The sequence below is a fragment of the Blastococcus brunescens genome, from assembly GCF_035320885.1.
In the GTDB taxonomy this organism is placed as follows: Bacteria; Actinomycetota; Actinomycetes; order Mycobacteriales; family Geodermatophilaceae; genus Blastococcus_B; species Blastococcus_B brunescens.
The window spans coordinates 2,375,905-2,389,865 of the sequence record NZ_CP141261.1 but is presented as its reverse complement, the minus strand read 5'-3'; the positions used below and the strand labels follow the sequence as shown (position 1 = coordinate 2,389,865).

Genomic DNA, 13,961 nt, shown 5'->3' with positions numbered 1-13,961 from the left:
GTGCGCGCTGCCGTCCTGACCACACCCGGGAGGCCCCGGCCTACGGCGAGCACCCCGATCCCGTGCCGGCCGCGGGCCGCAGCGTCGTCCGCGTGACGGCGGCGCCGATCGTGCCGCTGGACCAGCTGGCGGCCTCCGGCACCTCGTACTTCGGCCGCCCCGCGGTGCCGTACGTGCCCGGCGTGCAGGGGTGGGCGTCGTCGAGGAGTCGGCGGCCCATCCGGCCGGGACGCGCGTCTGGTTCGCCACGAGCGCCGGGATGGCTCCGGGCGACGGCAGCCTCGCCGAGCGGTGCGCGGTGGCCGACGCCGACCTGGTGCCGGTCGACGCCGACGTCCTCGACGCGCACCTGGCCGCGCTGGGCCTGTCCGCCGTGGCTGCCTGGATGGTGCTCACCGGCCGGGCGCGGCTCGGGCCGGGGAGACCGTCCTCGTGCTCGGCGCCGGCGGGGCGGTCGGCCAGGCGGCCGTCGGCGCCGCCCGGGTGCTCGGCGCCGGCCGGGTGGTCGCCGTCTGCCGGTCGGCGGAGGCGCAGCAGCGTGCCCGCGACCTGGGCGCCGACGCGGTCGTGCCACTGGCGGGGGACGCCGACGCGCTCAGCGGCCGGTTCGCCGACGCCTGCGGGGGCCGGGCGGACGTCGTCGTCGACCCGGTGTTCGGGGCGGCGGCCACCGCTGCGTCCCGGGTGCTCGCCGAGGGCGGGCGGCTGGTGAACCTGGGCGGCGCCTCGGGCGACGTCGCGGAGTTCTCCTCGGCCGTGCTCCGCAGCCGCTCGGCGGAGGTTCTCGGCTACACGAACAACGCCCTGACCCCCGCCGAGCGGGCCGACGCGCTCACCGCGGTCGCGCGGCACGCCGCCGAGGAAGCATCGCCGTGGCGCACGAGGTGCTGGCGCTGGACGCCGTGTCCGAGGCCTGGGCCCGCCAGGCAGCGGGGCAGGCCACCGCCCGCCTGGTCCTGGCACCCTGACCCCGACCGCTCGCGTCCGGCGCCCGCCGGCCGCACCACCACCGATGGAGGAAGCCGTGCAGCTGGTCACCGAGGACAACATCACCGACCTGGCGGTGGAGCGCTGGGCCACGGCGACGGACCCGCGCCTGGCGGAGCTGATGACGGCGCTGGTCCGGCACCTGCACGACTTCGCCCGCGAGGTCCGGCTCACCGAGGCGGAGTGGATGGCGGCGGTGCAGTGGCTGACCGCCACGGGCCGGATCAGCAACGAGAAGCGCGAGGAGTTCATCCTCGCCTCCGACGTCCTCGGCCTCTCGATGCTCGTCGTCCAGATGAACCACCGGCTGGACCCGGCCGCCACGCCGGCGACGGTGCTCGGCCCATTCCACATCGAGGGCTCCCCGGAGCTGGGGTTCGGCGGGGACATGTCGCAGGGCCTCGCCGGCGTGCCGCTCTACCTGCACGGCACCGTGCGCGACCTGGCCGGCGCCCCCGTGCCGGGGCGGTGCTCGACGTCTGGCAGGCCGACGACGAGGGCGTCTACGAGGCGCAGCTGGGCGAGGTCGACGAGGCGCGGCTGCGCGCCAAGTACGCGGCCCGCGAGGACGCCAGGTACTGCGTCCGCACGATCGCGCCGAAGGGCTACACGATCCCGATGGACGGTCCGGTCGGCGACCTCGTCTCGCGCACGGAGATCAGCCACTTCCGCCCGGCGCACATCCACGTCCTGATCAACGAGCCAGGCTTCGAGCCGCTGATCACCCACCTGTTCCAGGAGGGTGCGGAGTACCTCGACAGCGACGTCGTCTTCGGGACCAAGCAGGAACTCGTGGTCCGGTTCGACGAGCGCGAGCCGGGACCCACTCCCGACGGCGGCACCTCCGACGTCCCCTGGCTCGAGGCGCGCTACGACTTCGTGCTGCAGCGCCAGGCGTGACCGCCGGGCGATGACTCCTGGCCCGTCCGCGGGGCGGAGCGGAGGAACCTGAGCATCCGCGGTGAGCTCCCGGCTACCGCTGCTGTCGGCGCGCGATGACGACCAGGACGCCGATGACGACGACGAGCGGAGCCCAGGAGGGCAGCCCGAACGGCCCCAGCAGGGCCCCGGCGACGAACAGCAGGAGCCGGAAGGCGACCAGGAAACCGATCAGGAGGACGATCCAGAACAGCACCGGCCGCTCCATCTGCATGCGGCGCAGGTAGTCCATGGCCCCTCCTCGTTCGTGATCGGCCCAGCGATGTCGTGGGCATGGTCCGGAGCTCACCAGCCGGTCGTCCGCGCGTGCGGCTCGGCCATCGGGAGCATCGGCAGCACGGTGACCCGACTCAAGCGCAGTGCAGTCGACAACGCCCGCCGCTGGACGTGCGTTCCCGCACGCCGTCCTCAGGCGTCGATGACGATGGGGATGACCAGCGGGCTGCGCCGGTAGGTGCGGTGCGCCCACTGGCCGACGGCACGCGAGATCAGCTGCTCCAGCTGCGTCGCGCCGCCGACGCCCTCCTCGGCCGCCTTGGCCAGCGCCTTCTCGACCAGGGGGACGACGGCGTCGAAGGTCTTCTCGTCGTGGACGAAACCGCGGGCGAGGAAGTCCGGCGGCTCGGCCAGCAGGCCGGTGTCGGCGTCGACGATGGCGACGACGGTGATGACGCCCTCCTCGGCCAGGTTGCGCCGGTCCTTGAGGTGGGCCTCGGTCGCCCCGCCCACGGTCTGCCCGTCGACGTACACGTTGCCGGCCGGGACCTTGCCGCTGATCCGCACCCGGCCGTCCACGAGGTCGACGGCGAACCCGTCCTCGGCGATGACGACGCCCTTGGGATGCACCCCGGTGCGCACGGCCAGCTCGCCGTTCGCCTTGAGGTGCCGCCACTCGCCGTGCACGGGCATGACGTTGCGGGGCTGGACGAGGTTGTAGCAGTACACGAGCTCACCGGCGCTGGCGTGGCCGGACACGTGCACCTTGGCGTTGCCCTTGTGCACGACGTTGGCGCCCCACCGGGTCAGCTCGTTGATCACCCGGTAGATCGCGTTCTCGTTGCCCGGGATGAGCGAGCTGGCCAGCAGGACCGTGTCGCCCTCGGTGATGCGGATGACGTGGTCCCGGTTGGCCATGCGGGACAGCGCCGCCATCGGCTCGCCCTGGGAACCGGTGCAGACCAGGCAGACCTGGTTGGCCGGCAGCTTCTCCAGGACCTTCATGTCCACGACCAGGCCGTCGGGGACGTTGAGGTAGCCGAGGTCGCGGGCGATGCCCATGTTGCGGACCATCGACCGGCCCACGAAGGCGACCTTGCGCCCGTGTGCGTGCGCCTGGTCGAGCACCTGCTGGATGCGGTGCACGTGGCTGGCGAAGCTGGAGACGATCACCCGGCGGGGCGCGGTGCGGAAGACCTTCTCGATCGCCGGGACGAGCTCGCCCTCCGACGTCGTGAAGCCGGGCACCTCGGCGTTGGTCGAGTCGGTGAGGAACAGGTCCACGCCCTCCTCGCCGAGGCGGGCGAAGCCGCGCAGGTCGGTGATCCGGCGGTCCAGCGGGAACTGGTCCATCTTGAAGTCGCCGGTGTGCAGGACGAGACCGGCCGACGTGCGGATGGCGACGGCGAGCGCGTCGGGGATCGAGTGGTTGACCGCGAGGAACTCCAGCCCGAACGGCCCGAAGTCGACCAGGTCCTCCTCGGCCACCTCGACGGTGACCGGCCGGATCTTGTGCTCCTTGAGCTTGGCCTCGATGAACGCCAGTGTCAGCTTCGACCCGACCAGGGGGATGTCGGCGCGCTCCCGCAGCAGGTAGGGCACCCCGCCGATGTGGTCCTCGTGGCCGTGGGTCAGCACGATCGCCACGACGTCGTCGAGCCGGTCCCGGATCGAGCTGAAGTCCGGGAGGATCACGTCGATGCCCGGCTGGTGCTCCTCGGGGAAGAGGACGCCGATGTCGACGATCAGCAGCTTGCCGGCGTGCTCGAACACGGTCATGTTCCGACCGATCTCGCCGAGGCCACCCAGGGCGATCACGCGCAGGCCGCCGTCGGGCAGGGGCGGCGGGGTGCGGAGCTCAGGGTGCGTGCGACTCATGACCGGAACGGTACGGCGGGGTGTCGACGCCCTGGCAGGGCCCCTGGCTGCGGAGGCACGACCCCGGAAAAGCAGAACGGGGGCCACGACGCGATGCGTCGTGACCCCCGAACCGGACGATCAGATGGCGCGAACGTTCTCCGCCTGGGGGCCCTTCTGGCCCTGGGTGACGTCGAACTCGACTGCCTGTCCCTCGTCGAGGGACTTGTAGCCGTCGGAGACGATGGCGGAGTAGTGGCAGAAGACGTCGGCGCCGCCGCCGTCCTGGGCGATGAACCCGAAGCCCTTCTCCGCGTTGAACCACTTCACAGTGCCCTGAGCCATGCTGTTCTCATTCCGTGCAGGGGTGTCCGGACCGGCTAGTGCTGGTCTTCGGGTCGCTGCACCACCGGCAGGACCGAGAGGAACGTCAGGCAGAAGACGACTGCGGACGTTCAAGAACGAGGCAGAGGCACAACAGCGACCGAGGAGAACCCTACGCTGTCCGGAACGGTCGTGGGAACTTCCCCCTGATCAGCGTGTTCTGGGCCCGACCGCTCACCCGTCGGGGGCGGTCCAGGCGGGGCGACCGGTGCCGGGGCTGCGTCACCGAGGGGTCCGTGCCATCGTGCTACGGAGGTCCGGGGCCCCGGGTCCCGCTCCGCCGCCTCCGGAAGGGCTGCATGAACCAGCAACTGGTCGATCGACTCCGCTTCCTGCGCGCATTCGCCGCCAACCCACGCCAGGTGGGCGCGATCCTGCCCACCTCCCGGCTCGCCGTGCGCGACATGCTCGACATGGCCGACGTCCCCGGGGCCGACCTCGTCGTGGAGCTCGGGGCCGGAACCGGCTCGCAGACCGGGGAGATCCTGGCCCGCATGGGCCCGGGCGCCCGTCTCGTCGCCCTGGAGATCGACCCCCGGCTGGCCACCCTGCTCGAGAAGCGCTTCGACGACCCGCGCCTGCAGGTCGTGTGCGACTCGGCGGAGAACCTGCGCGACCACCTGGGCGAGGACCTGGCTGACGTGCTCGTCTGCGCGCTGCCGTTCACCTCCCTGGAGCCGCGGCTGCGCCGCCGCATCCTCGACTCGCTCCCCGCTGCCCTGGGGCCGGACGGCGCCGCGCTGGTCATCCAGTACTCGCCGCTCATCCAGTCCGAGCTGCGCCGGTTGTTCGCCGACGTCCGCAGGCGCATCTCGCCGCTGAACGTGCCCCCGCTTTCCTCTTCGCCTGTCGCCTCACCCGCGACGCCGGCTGAGCCCGCGGGCGCCCCGGAGCCACCACCGCCTCCGTGGTCGAGACCGGCCGGGTCTCCGCTGACCGGCGCTCAGGGAGCGGTGCCCCGGACGGCCCACGCCCGGGCGGTCAGCGCGATCGAACCGTCGTCCGCCACCGGCAGCCGCTCCCGGACGGCGTCCCGCAGCGTGAGCTGCTGGTCCGCGGGCAGCGCGGCCAGGTGCGCGGGCGCGAACCCCGTACCGCCGAGGAAGCCGGACCAGAACTCGTCGAAGGTCCGGTAGACCGTGGGGACGACGATCTCGGTGGTGTCGACGCCGGCCAGCCCGGCCGCCGCGAGCATGGCCCGCAGCGCCTGGGGGCGGCAGAAGCCGAAGCGCACGGCCCCGTGCATCGTGGGCTCGGCGAGACCGAGGTCGAGCACCGTGTCCCAGTAGGCGGTCATCAGCTGCATCCCGTCCGGGTAGTCCCAGACGTAGGCGGCGACGGTGCCTCCGGGGCCGACCGCGCGCCTCATCTCGCACAGCACCGCGGTCCGTTCGGCGACGACGTTCAGCATCAGGCCCGAGACGGCGACGTCGAACCAGCCGTCCCCGACCGGGAGGGCTCGGGCGTCCCCGACGCCGAACCGGGCGCGCGGGTCGGGGACTGTCGCGGCGGCGCGGGCGACGAAGCCTGGGGAGGGGTCCACGCCGACCACGTCGGTGGGCGCGGCGGTGGACAGGATGGCCCCGGCGAGCGCGCCGGTGCCGCAGCCCACGTCCAGCCAGCGGGCGCCGGGTGGCCGGTCCAGCCAACGGAGGAAACCGGTCGCGACGAGCCGGCTCCAGCGCCCGACGTAGGCGTCGTAGCTCGCGCCGCTGGACCACACGCCCATGCCGCCCGACCGTAGCGGCCGGGCGGCCGCGTGCGAGCGGGTCCGTGCGCGGTCAGCGGCGGGTGGCCAGTGCCGCGATCTCGTGGGCGGACTCGACGGTCGGCGCCGAGGCCAGGGCGCGGGCGAGGGCCCGCTCCTCGCGCAGGTGCCGGCGGGTGGCGCGACGGGCGGCGAAGGTGGTGTGCAGGCGGGACATGGTGCGACCTCTCGGTTCTATCGGGTGGCGGTTGCCAGTTCAGAGACGGCCCGGGGAGCGACGGATACCGGCACCCCGGCGGTGCGGAGCGGCGCGGAGACGGCGAGGACGTCGTCGTCGGCCGTGACGGTGGCGGCGGGCAGGAGACGGCGGACCAGCCGCAGGGCCGGCGCGTTGCCCGGCTGGACGGTGGCGGTGAGGGTGCGGACCCCCGCTGGGCGGCGAGCCCGGTGAGCGAGGTGAGCAGCTGCCGCCCGATGCCGGCGCCCTGCCAGGCGTCCTCGACGAGGACGGCCAGCTCGGCGGTGGTGGGGTCCTCGAGCGGTCGGTCGTAGCGGGCCACCCCGACGACCTCACCGCCGACCACCGCGACGACCGCCTCGCGCAGGTCGTGGTCCACGGTCACCAGGTGACGGACGGTCGCGTCGGGGAGCCGGTGCACCGGGGCGTGGAAGCGGCGGTAGACCGTCTCCCGGGAGAGGCGTGACCACAACCGGCAGAAGAGCGTCCGGTCGTCGGGCCGTACCGGCCTCGTCGTGACCTCGATGTCCATCCCGGCCTCCTGGGTTCGCAAAACGAACTGTCCTCCTCCGATCATGGTTCGTCAAGTGAACTCAGCCGGGTCTAGACTGCCGGTGTGACAGACGCCTCCTGGGACCGGTCCCGCTGCTCGGTGGCGGGCACCCTGGCCGTGGTCGGGGAGAAGTGGAGCCTGCTCGTGCTGCAGGAGGCCTTCCTCGGCGTCCGCAGGTTCGCCGACTTCCAGCGGCAGCTCGGCGCTCCGAAGGCAGTGCTGACCGACCGGCTGGGCACGCTCGTCGAGCAGGACATCCTCCGCCGGGTGCCGTACCAGGCCGAGGGCGAGCGCCAGCGCCACGAGTACCGGCTGACGACGAAGGGGATCGACCTCTATCCGACGCTCGTCGCCCTGATGCAGTGGGGCGACAAGTACCTGGCCGACGACGTCGCGCCGCTGGCCCTGGAGCACCGGGACTGCGGCGCGGCGGTCCACCTCGGCCTCGTCTGCGCCGACGGGCACGAGCTGGCGAGCGCGCGCGAGGTCCGCCCGGTGCCACAGGCGGCGGAGGTCAGCGCGGGCTGAGCGTCGGGCAGGCAGGCTCGACGGTCGGTGATGTGCGTGCGTGGCGGCTTCTTCGGTCAGAACCCGCCGCCACCGCACACTGCTCCGGCCGCACGGCGGCGGTCAGCGCGGGCTGAGGGACTCCACGGTGCGGACGAAGTCGGCCGCCCGCTCCTCGTAGTTGCGGTAGCGGCCGAAGCTCGGGGCCGCAGGGGAGAGCAGGACGACGCCGTCCGGGCGAGCCCACTGGAACCCGGCGCGTACGCCCTCGGCCAGGTCGGTCACCTCGAGGACGTCGACGTCCGGCGCACCGGCGCGCAGCGCCGTCGCGATCCGCGGGCCGCTGTCGGGCAGGCAGATCGCCAGCAGGTCGGCCCGGCCGGTGAGCCCCGCGGCCAGCGGCGCGTAGTCGATGCCGCGGTCGTGGCCGCCGACGAGCAGGGCGACCCGCCGCCCGCGGAACGCGTCCACGGCCGCCAGCGTCGGCAGCACGTTGGTCGAGAGGCTGTCGTCGACGAAGTCCACGCCGTCGATCCGGCCCACCGGGCGCAGCCGGCTGCCGAGACCCGCGAAGTCCGTCGCCGCAGCCGCGACCCGCTCGTCGTCGTCGGCGCCCGGCACCCCCAGCTCCACCAGCGCCGCGCGGGCGACCAGGGCGTTGCGCACGTTGTGCTCGCCGAGCAGCCCGAGGCCCGCCGTCCAGCCCGGGTCGTCGCCGGCGCGCACCCAGCGCACGGCGGGGCCGAGCAGGTCGGCGTGCTCGCGCAGCAGGGCGCTGTCGCCGTCGGCCACGACGGTGCGCACGCCGGGGCGGCGGCACAGCGAGAGCTTGTCGCGGTAGTAGGCCTCGATGCCGCCGTGCCAGTCGAGGTGGTCCTGGCTGAGCGAGGTGACGGCGACGACGGCCGGGCCGAGCGCCACGTCGGTCGCCTGGTAGCTGGAGGTCTCCACGACCCACCAGTCGACGTCCTGCGGAGCCTCCGGATCCCACGGCGCGGTGCCGAAGTTGCCGCCCAGCAGCACCCGCTGGCCGAGGCCCGTCGCCAGGTGCCCGGCGATCGCGGTGGTCGTGCTCTTGCCCTTGGTCCCGGTGATGCAGACGACGCGCTCCCGGTCGGCCTCGGCCAGCCACAGCCCCAGTCCGCCGACGACGGGGACGCCGCCGGCCTCCAGGGCCCGCAGGTCCTCCCGGCTGCGGGAGATGCCGGGCGACTTCACGACCACGTCGCACGCCGCGAGCGCCTCGAGTCCGCCCGCCTCGGTGCCCACGACGTCGCCGGTGGCCGGCCGGTCGTCGACCAGGACCTGCGGAGCGACGCCGAGCGCGTCGAGCTTGCGGAGGTTGGCCCGGCCCTCGACCCCGAGCCCCCAGACGCCGACCCGGCGTCCGCGCAGGTCAGACCAGGAGATCGTCGGCGGCATACGGCGCTTCGATGAAGTGCTCGCCCATCGGGGCGAAGTAGCGGTCGGCCGGCGCCGGAGCGGCGGGCTGCTCGGCGCGCAGCTGCGCCAGGACGGGGTTGCCGGCGCGGTCGGGCCGGGCCGCGGTCAGCTCGAGCGCGATGCGGCACTCGCCGACGTCGCCGACGCACTCGAAGGGCTTGGTGGCGGCGGTGTCGCCGAGCAGCCCGCGGAACTTCGGCAGCATCTCCAGCCGGTCCAGGGGTTCGCGGCCGCCGAACACGGCGCGCAGCTGATCGGCGGGCACGAACGGCGCGAGGATCAGGTCGATGAAGGTGCACTTGTCGCACTCGCCGCACCAGGCGGAGGCGCGCAGCGACGGGTCGACGTGGAAGGCGCGGTTGCAGCTGCGGAAGACCGGGTGGTACTCGGTCAGCTTCGCGAACCGCTCGGCGACCCACAGCTCGCTGTAGGGGCGGAGCGCGGAGAAGTAGCGGAAGCCGGGCAGCACGGCGTCCAGGAGCCCGCGGAAGCCGGCCTCGAAGTCCAGGGACTTCGAGTACTGGTGGTTGATCCCGCGCCCGTCCACCTCGATCGTGGGGGACGACGCCGACCACTCGTTGCTCATGATCACCGCGCTGCGGGAGTCGAGGACCGCGGCCAGGACGGCGATGGCCGACAGGACACCGGTGACCGGGACGTGCCCGTTGAGGAAGCCGAGCTCTCGGCTGCGCAGGACCTGGGGGTCGAGGGTGCGGCTCGCCCGGACGATGGGCAGCCCGGTGACGGCGGCGGCATCCTCGATCGGGTCGAAGCGGCCCACGATGAACAGGCTGCTGTCGGGAAAGTGCCGCTTGGTCTCCTCGACGACGACGACGGAGTCGATCCCGCCGCCGAAGGGGATCAGCGGCCGCTCCTCCGGCAGCTGCCACGGCACGGGCTCGGCCAGGTCGGTGCGGCCGCCGACGATCTGCAGGTCGTCGATCGGGAGGTCGTTGACGTAGCTGAACTCGCCGAGCCCCTGGAGGTAGAACTCGCGCAGGAAGGCGATCTCGTCCGGCGTGACGGGGGTGTCGCCGAGGTCGATGACCGGGGGCGCTGCCGTCTTGTAGTAGGAGATGCCGCTCAGCAGGAAGAGGATGCGGGCCGCCGCGGCGACGCCGGGTGAGTCCCAGTCGAACTTCCCCGGGAGGTGGACGACCTCCTGGAAGGAACGCCCGTCGAGGGAGTACCGCGAGGTGATCTCGCCGGTGGCGGGGAGATGTCCACGCCCTCGTAGGTGAACGTCTCGCCTCGGCGGTCATCGCGCTTCATCGCCGTCGAGCCTACCCGCCGGACGCCACCGCCCCGGCCCCGCGAGCGGGCGCCGTGCAGGTCAACGGCGCCGTCCGGACCGTGCCCGGCCGGCACGCACGGCCACGGTCAGCGCGGTCGCGGCCAGGACGGCGACGGTGGACCGATCGGAGAGGAGCGAGCCGACAGAGAGCCAGGAGAGCGCCGACCCCAGGGACAGGGCCGAACCGACCGATCAGCGGCCCTGGCGGGCGCGGTACCGGGCCGCCCGGCGGGCGGAGGCGGCGCGCCGGCGTTCGCTCTCGCCCGCCTCCCGGACCCGTGCCGCCCGGTCGCGGGCGGCGGTCGCCGTGCCGGCGGGGTAGCCGGCACGCTTCACCCGGTTCTCGGTGGTCTCCGGCATGTAGGCCAGCGAGAAGAAGAGCCCGAGGAGGACGCCGCCGAGCGCCGTCATGCCGCGGATCCAGAACTCGCCCGGGACGAGCACCAGGACCAGGGCGATCGGCACGGCGAGCTGGGCCATCGACCGGGCGACGTGGCGCAGCGCCCAGGTGCGGGTCGTCGTGTCGTGCAGCACCCAGGTGCTGAAGCGGGCGGGCAGCGCGCCGCCGAGGGCGTACCAGAACCAGCGGAGCGGGCCGGGCCGCTGCACGTGCGGGGAGGGGTGACGTCGGTGGCCATCAGCTCGCCGTCCCGGAGCGGGCCGGCCGGTCCAGTGCGCGCTGCGATGCGGCGATGACCTGGGTGAGCGCCCCGTGCAGGGCGGTCAGCTCGGCCACGTCCATGCCGAGGCGGTCGACGATGCCGGCCGGGATGCGCTCGGCCTCGTCCCGCAGCGCCCGGCCGGAGTCGGTCAGCGCGATCGCCAGCGAGCGCTCGTCGCGGGGATCCCGGTCCCGGCGCACGAGGCCGCCGGCCTCGAGCCGCTTGACCAGCGGCGACAGCGTGCCGGGGTCGAGCTGGAGCAGGTCGCTGAGCCGCCGGACCGACAGGGCGCCGTGCTGCCAGAGCGCCAGCATGACCAGGTACTGCGGATGGGTGAGCCCCATCGGATCGAGGAACGGCCGGTAGACGGCGACCACGTTCCGCGCGGCGACCGAGAGTGCGTAGCAGACCTGGTGCTCGAGGGCGAGAGGGTCGACGGACGGCTCGGCGGGCATATCGTTAGCCTACCAATGGTTGGGGCACCAATCATTGTGTCGTCCCGCACGCCGACCGGGGCGACCCGAGGGGCGCGACGCCAGGCGGTGCCCTGAGGTCGAGCTGTCGCGATGCCGACACGTCGACACGTCGACGGGTCGCCATGTCGAGTTCAGCGACCGAGGTGCCTCCGCACCGCGGCGACGACCAGCCGGTGGTCCTCCACCTGGGGCAGGCCGGACACGACGACGACGCCGATCGGCCCGACCCCGCGCACGAGGACCGGAAAGGCGCCGCCGTGGGCGGCGTACCGGGCCGGGTCCAGACCGAACTCCGCCTCGAACGTCGTCCCGCGCTCGATGCTGGCCTGCCGGACGTAGAGGCTGCTGTGGCCGAAGCGGTGCACGACGCGGCTCTTGCGCCGGATCCACGAGTCGTTGTCCGGGGTGGCGCCGGTCAGTGCGGCGTGGAAGAGCTGGTGCCGGTTGCGGGTGATGTCCACGGCGATGGCCAGCCCCTGCGCCCGCCCGTCGGCGACCAGGGCGGAGCCGAGCTCCCAGGCGTCGTCCGCACTGAAAGCGGGGAACTGGAGTTCTTCTTCCTCGGCAGCGAGCTGGGCGAGGGAGGGAGCGGCGTCGGTCATGCTGCCTTCCTACCGGCCGAGAGGTTCGGTGCGGTACCGGCGGGCACACGGACGCCCGCCGGTGCGCAGGATGGACGAGGAGTCCCGCCGGCGTTCCTGACGCCGGCCTTCGGCACGGCCCAGCCGCCGGAGGGGCTCTCCGGGGCGATCCGGAAGCGGTCCTGTGCCCGATTCAGCGAGGGGCGCCTATCCCACCGGATGCTGCTGGTCCTGGGAGGCCGAGTCGACGCCTGGGAGGAGCACCTCCGCTCGCTCGCCAGGATCCGACCGGACAACCCGCTCACCCGGACCGGCGTGGGCGCGGAGCTCGCCCACCATGGGCTCCGCTCCCGACGGTGCTCGTCGCCGGTCCGTGGCTCGCGGTCGCGGGCGGCGCCGTCGTGGGCGCCCGGAGACTGGTCCGCGCCGTCCGTCGCCGACGTATCTGCCGGACGTCCCGGCTCTCTTCTTTCCCGACGGTCGCGCACCGGGCGCGACCCTCGGACGGAGAGGAGATGACCATGGTCGGGATGCCCCAGTCGACGGCCCTGATGACGCGGACGCCGGAGGTGACCCTCACCGATCCGGTCGAGCCTCCGCCGCCGTCCCGGCTGCCCGGTGCCGCCCTCGTGGACCGCGCCGTGGAGGTCAACCAGCGGATCGCCCCCACGCTGCTGCGCCTGGCCCTGGCCGTGGTCTTCGTCTGGTTCGGCGCGCTGAAGGTCGTCGGCTCCAGCCCGGTGCACGACCTGATCGCGCAGACGCTGCCGTTCCTGGACGCCGACCTGACCGTGCCGGCCCTCGGGGTGGTGGAGATCGTCCTCGGCCTGGCGCTGGCGGCGGGGTGCTTCCCCGCATCACGCTGCTCGTGCTGTGCGGGCACCTGGCCGGCACCTTCCTCACCTTCGTCACCGCGTCGGAGCTGATGTGGGCCTCCCGCTCGAGCTGACCGCCGACGGCGAGTTCGTGGTGAAGAACCTGGTGCTGATCACCGCGGCCCTGGTCCTCATCGGCTGGTACAGCGACCGGGCGCAGCACCGCCGCACCGCCTGAGCCCACCTGCATCCGGCGCCGGAGCCCCGACGGGCTCCGGCGCCGCGCCGCGCGTGATGCTTCCCGTACGTATCGATTGTCGTTATGGTCTGCACCATGTCGACGGCGAAGCCCCTGTTGGGTCCGAGGTCCGCAGGCTTCTACGCCCTGCTCCTGACGGTCGGCGGGGTGGTCGCAGCGCTCACCGCACTCGGATTCCTCTACGTCGCGGTGACACGGGACGCCGCAGACGTCACCGTGTTCCTGACGAACGCCGCGCGACTCGATCTCGACGAGGGCCTCGACCTTCCCGAGGGGCGGTCCTGCTGGGGAACCTCGTCGGCGTGGACCTGCACGTCCCCGACCTGCCGCTGGGTCTGCGACTGCTGGCCCACAGCGGCAACGTGCTGCTGTTCCTGTCCATCGCCGCCGGTGCTCTGGCACTCGCGCACGTGCTGCGCGCCGTCCGTGCCGGGCGACCGTTCGCCACCGGCACCCCCGCGTTGCTCGTCGTGGTCGCGCTGGCGGTCCTGGTCGGGGGCGGGCTGGCGCCGGTCCTGCGCGACGCCGCGGCGCTCGCGGGGCTGGACCACCTCGGCCTCACGGGCGAGGACTCGCCGTTCCTGGCCCAGATGTCGGTGCCGCTGACGCCGGTGCTGCTGGCGGTCGCGGTGCTGGGCATCGCCGAGGCGTTCCGCCGAGGCGCGGCGATGGCCGACGACGTCGCCGGACTGGTGTGACGGACGGGCCCCGCGACACCGACACCGCCGCCCATCGCATCGTCTGCCGGCTCGACACGCTGCTCGCCGAACGCGGGATGACGCTCACCGAACTGGCCGACCGCGCAGGGGTCTCGGTGGTCAACCTGTCGGTGCTCAAGAACAACCGGGCGCGCGCCGTCCGGTTCTCGACCCTGACCGCGGTCTGCGACGCCCTCGGCTGCCGACCCGGCGATCTCCTCGACGTCGCTGCGGATCGCTGACCGGATCCAGGCGGGGCCGCGCGCGGAAACTCGCTGGCGACCGATCAGTTCCACGCGCACCCTTCGTCTGACAGTGGACAGGAGCAGGGCGGGGGACGAGGT

Annotated in this window: 17 protein-coding genes and 5 pseudogenes; 9 read left to right on the top strand and 13 right to left on the bottom strand. The window is 73.4% G+C overall.

Annotated features, from left to right (window positions below; genetic code table 11):
* Positions 1-40: 40 nt before the first annotated feature.
* Complete coding sequence (locus tag U6N30_RS15915; protein ID WP_324278047.1) at positions 41-220, bottom strand: hypothetical protein; 180 nt, start codon at positions 218-220, stop codon at positions 41-43.
* A 71-nt stretch (positions 221-291) separates the two neighbouring features.
* On the opposite strand from U6N30_RS15915, the pseudogene U6N30_RS15910 reads away from it, so the two are divergent.
* The 3 genes and pseudogenes from U6N30_RS15910 to U6N30_RS15900 all read left to right on the top strand — a co-directional run.
* Positions 292-801, top strand: a pseudogene (locus U6N30_RS15910) (zinc-binding dehydrogenase); the annotation flags it as partial.
* A 211-nt stretch (positions 802-1,012) separates the two neighbouring features.
* Positions 1,013-1,249, top strand: a pseudogene (locus U6N30_RS15905) (dioxygenase); the annotation flags it as partial.
* The gene (locus tag U6N30_RS15900; protein WP_324278331.1) at positions 1,171-1,887 is read left to right on the top strand and encodes a dioxygenase family protein; all 717 of its coding nucleotides are present in this window, start codon (positions 1,171-1,173) and stop codon (positions 1,885-1,887) included. The pseudogene U6N30_RS15905 and the gene U6N30_RS15900, both read left to right, overlap by 79 nt.
* Before the next feature lie 73 nt (positions 1,888-1,960).
* Here U6N30_RS15900 and U6N30_RS15895 read toward each other — a convergent pair whose 3' ends face one another.
* The 3 genes from U6N30_RS15895 to U6N30_RS15885 form a co-directional block, all read right to left on the bottom strand.
* Positions 1,961-2,158 carry a hypothetical protein gene (locus tag U6N30_RS15895; RefSeq protein ID WP_324278045.1) on the bottom strand — a complete coding sequence of 66 codons (198 nt, stop codon included), beginning with the start codon at positions 2,156-2,158 and terminating at the stop codon, positions 1,961-1,963.
* A gap of 176 nt (positions 2,159-2,334) precedes the next feature.
* A complete protein-coding gene (locus U6N30_RS15890; RefSeq protein WP_324278044.1) occupies positions 2,335-4,020 on the bottom strand; it encodes a ribonuclease J in 1,686 nt (561 codons plus the stop codon).
* A gap of 120 nt (positions 4,021-4,140) precedes the next feature.
* Complete coding sequence (locus U6N30_RS15885; RefSeq protein ID WP_324278043.1) at positions 4,141-4,344, bottom strand: cold-shock protein; 204 nt, start codon at positions 4,342-4,344, stop codon at positions 4,141-4,143.
* A gap of 338 nt (positions 4,345-4,682) precedes the next feature.
* Between U6N30_RS15885 and U6N30_RS15880 the strand changes: the two are divergent.
* Positions 4,683-5,057: pseudogene (locus U6N30_RS15880) on the top strand (class I SAM-dependent methyltransferase); the annotation flags it as partial.
* 269 nt (positions 5,058-5,326) lie between these two features.
* Here U6N30_RS15880 and U6N30_RS15875 read toward each other — a convergent pair.
* From U6N30_RS15875 to U6N30_RS33955, 3 genes and pseudogenes are all read right to left on the bottom strand, one after another.
* Positions 5,327-6,112 (bottom strand): class I SAM-dependent methyltransferase, encoded by a 786-nt coding sequence (locus tag U6N30_RS15875; RefSeq protein ID WP_324278042.1) that lies wholly within the window; start codon positions 6,110-6,112, stop codon positions 5,327-5,329.
* A 52-nt stretch (positions 6,113-6,164) separates the two neighbouring features.
* Positions 6,165-6,308: a hypothetical protein gene (locus tag U6N30_RS15870; RefSeq protein ID WP_324278041.1), complete on the bottom strand. Its 144-nt coding sequence runs from the start codon at positions 6,306-6,308 to the stop codon at positions 6,165-6,167.
* Positions 6,309-6,528: 220 nt separating this feature from the next.
* Positions 6,529-6,861, bottom strand: a pseudogene (locus tag U6N30_RS33955) (GNAT family N-acetyltransferase); the annotation flags it as partial.
* A gap of 84 nt (positions 6,862-6,945) precedes the next feature.
* On the opposite strand from U6N30_RS33955, the gene U6N30_RS15865 reads away from it, so the two are divergent.
* On the top strand, positions 6,946-7,410 hold the full coding sequence (locus U6N30_RS15865) for a winged helix-turn-helix transcriptional regulator (RefSeq protein ID WP_324278040.1): 465 nt from the start codon (positions 6,946-6,948) through the stop codon (positions 7,408-7,410).
* Between the two features lie 102 nt (positions 7,411-7,512).
* Here U6N30_RS15865 and murD read toward each other — a convergent pair whose 3' ends face one another.
* The 6 genes and pseudogenes from murD to U6N30_RS15840 form a co-directional block, all read right to left on the bottom strand.
* Positions 7,513-8,811, bottom strand: a complete 1,299-nt coding sequence (murD, locus tag U6N30_RS15860) for a UDP-N-acetylmuramoyl-L-alanine--D-glutamate ligase (RefSeq protein ID WP_324278039.1) — start codon at positions 8,809-8,811, stop codon at positions 7,513-7,515.
* The gene (locus U6N30_RS35460; RefSeq protein ID WP_479690616.1) at positions 8,786-9,301 is read right to left on the bottom strand and encodes a MurL C-terminal domain-containing protein; all 516 of its coding nucleotides are present in this window, start codon (positions 9,299-9,301) and stop codon (positions 8,786-8,788) included. Before U6N30_RS35460 ends, murD begins: the two co-directional genes overlap by 26 nt.
* Positions 9,287-10,036 (bottom strand): annotated as a pseudogene (locus U6N30_RS35455) (MurL-like N-terminal domain-containing); the annotation flags it as partial. The pseudogene U6N30_RS35455 and the gene U6N30_RS35460, both read right to left, overlap by 15 nt.
* 282 nt (positions 10,037-10,318) lie before the next feature.
* Positions 10,319-10,735, bottom strand: coding sequence for a DUF5313 family protein (locus U6N30_RS15850; RefSeq protein WP_324278037.1), 417 nt, complete (start codon positions 10,733-10,735; stop codon positions 10,319-10,321).
* Positions 10,736-10,763: 28 nt separating this feature from the next.
* A complete protein-coding gene (locus U6N30_RS15845) occupies positions 10,764-11,243 on the bottom strand; it encodes a MarR family winged helix-turn-helix transcriptional regulator (protein WP_324278036.1) in 480 nt (159 codons plus the stop codon).
* A gap of 152 nt (positions 11,244-11,395) precedes the next feature.
* A complete protein-coding gene (locus U6N30_RS15840; RefSeq protein ID WP_324278035.1) occupies positions 11,396-11,866 on the bottom strand; it encodes a heme-degrading domain-containing protein in 471 nt (156 codons plus the stop codon).
* Positions 11,867-12,366: 500 nt separating this feature from the next.
* Between U6N30_RS15840 and U6N30_RS15835 the strand changes: the two genes are divergently transcribed.
* The 4 genes from U6N30_RS15835 to U6N30_RS15820 all read left to right on the top strand — a co-directional run bounded on the left by U6N30_RS15835 (position 12,367) and on the right by U6N30_RS15820 (position 13,859).
* Entirely contained in the window at positions 12,367-12,771 is a 405-nt protein-coding gene (locus U6N30_RS15835) for a DoxX family protein (protein ID WP_324278034.1), read from the top strand.
* 1 nt (position 12,772) lies between these two features.
* Positions 12,773-12,898 carry a hypothetical protein gene (locus tag U6N30_RS15830; protein ID WP_324278033.1) on the top strand — a complete coding sequence of 42 codons (126 nt, stop codon included), beginning with the start codon at positions 12,773-12,775 and terminating at the stop codon, positions 12,896-12,898.
* Positions 12,899-13,221: 323 nt separating this feature from the next.
* Positions 13,222-13,617, top strand: a complete 396-nt coding sequence (locus tag U6N30_RS15825; RefSeq protein WP_324278032.1) for a hypothetical protein — start codon at positions 13,222-13,224, stop codon at positions 13,615-13,617.
* Positions 13,614-13,859: a helix-turn-helix domain-containing protein gene (locus tag U6N30_RS15820; RefSeq protein WP_324278031.1), complete on the top strand. Its 246-nt coding sequence runs from the start codon at positions 13,614-13,616 to the stop codon at positions 13,857-13,859. The genes U6N30_RS15825 and U6N30_RS15820 overlap by 4 nt, the downstream gene beginning before the upstream one ends.
* Positions 13,860-13,961: the final 102 nt, after the last annotated feature.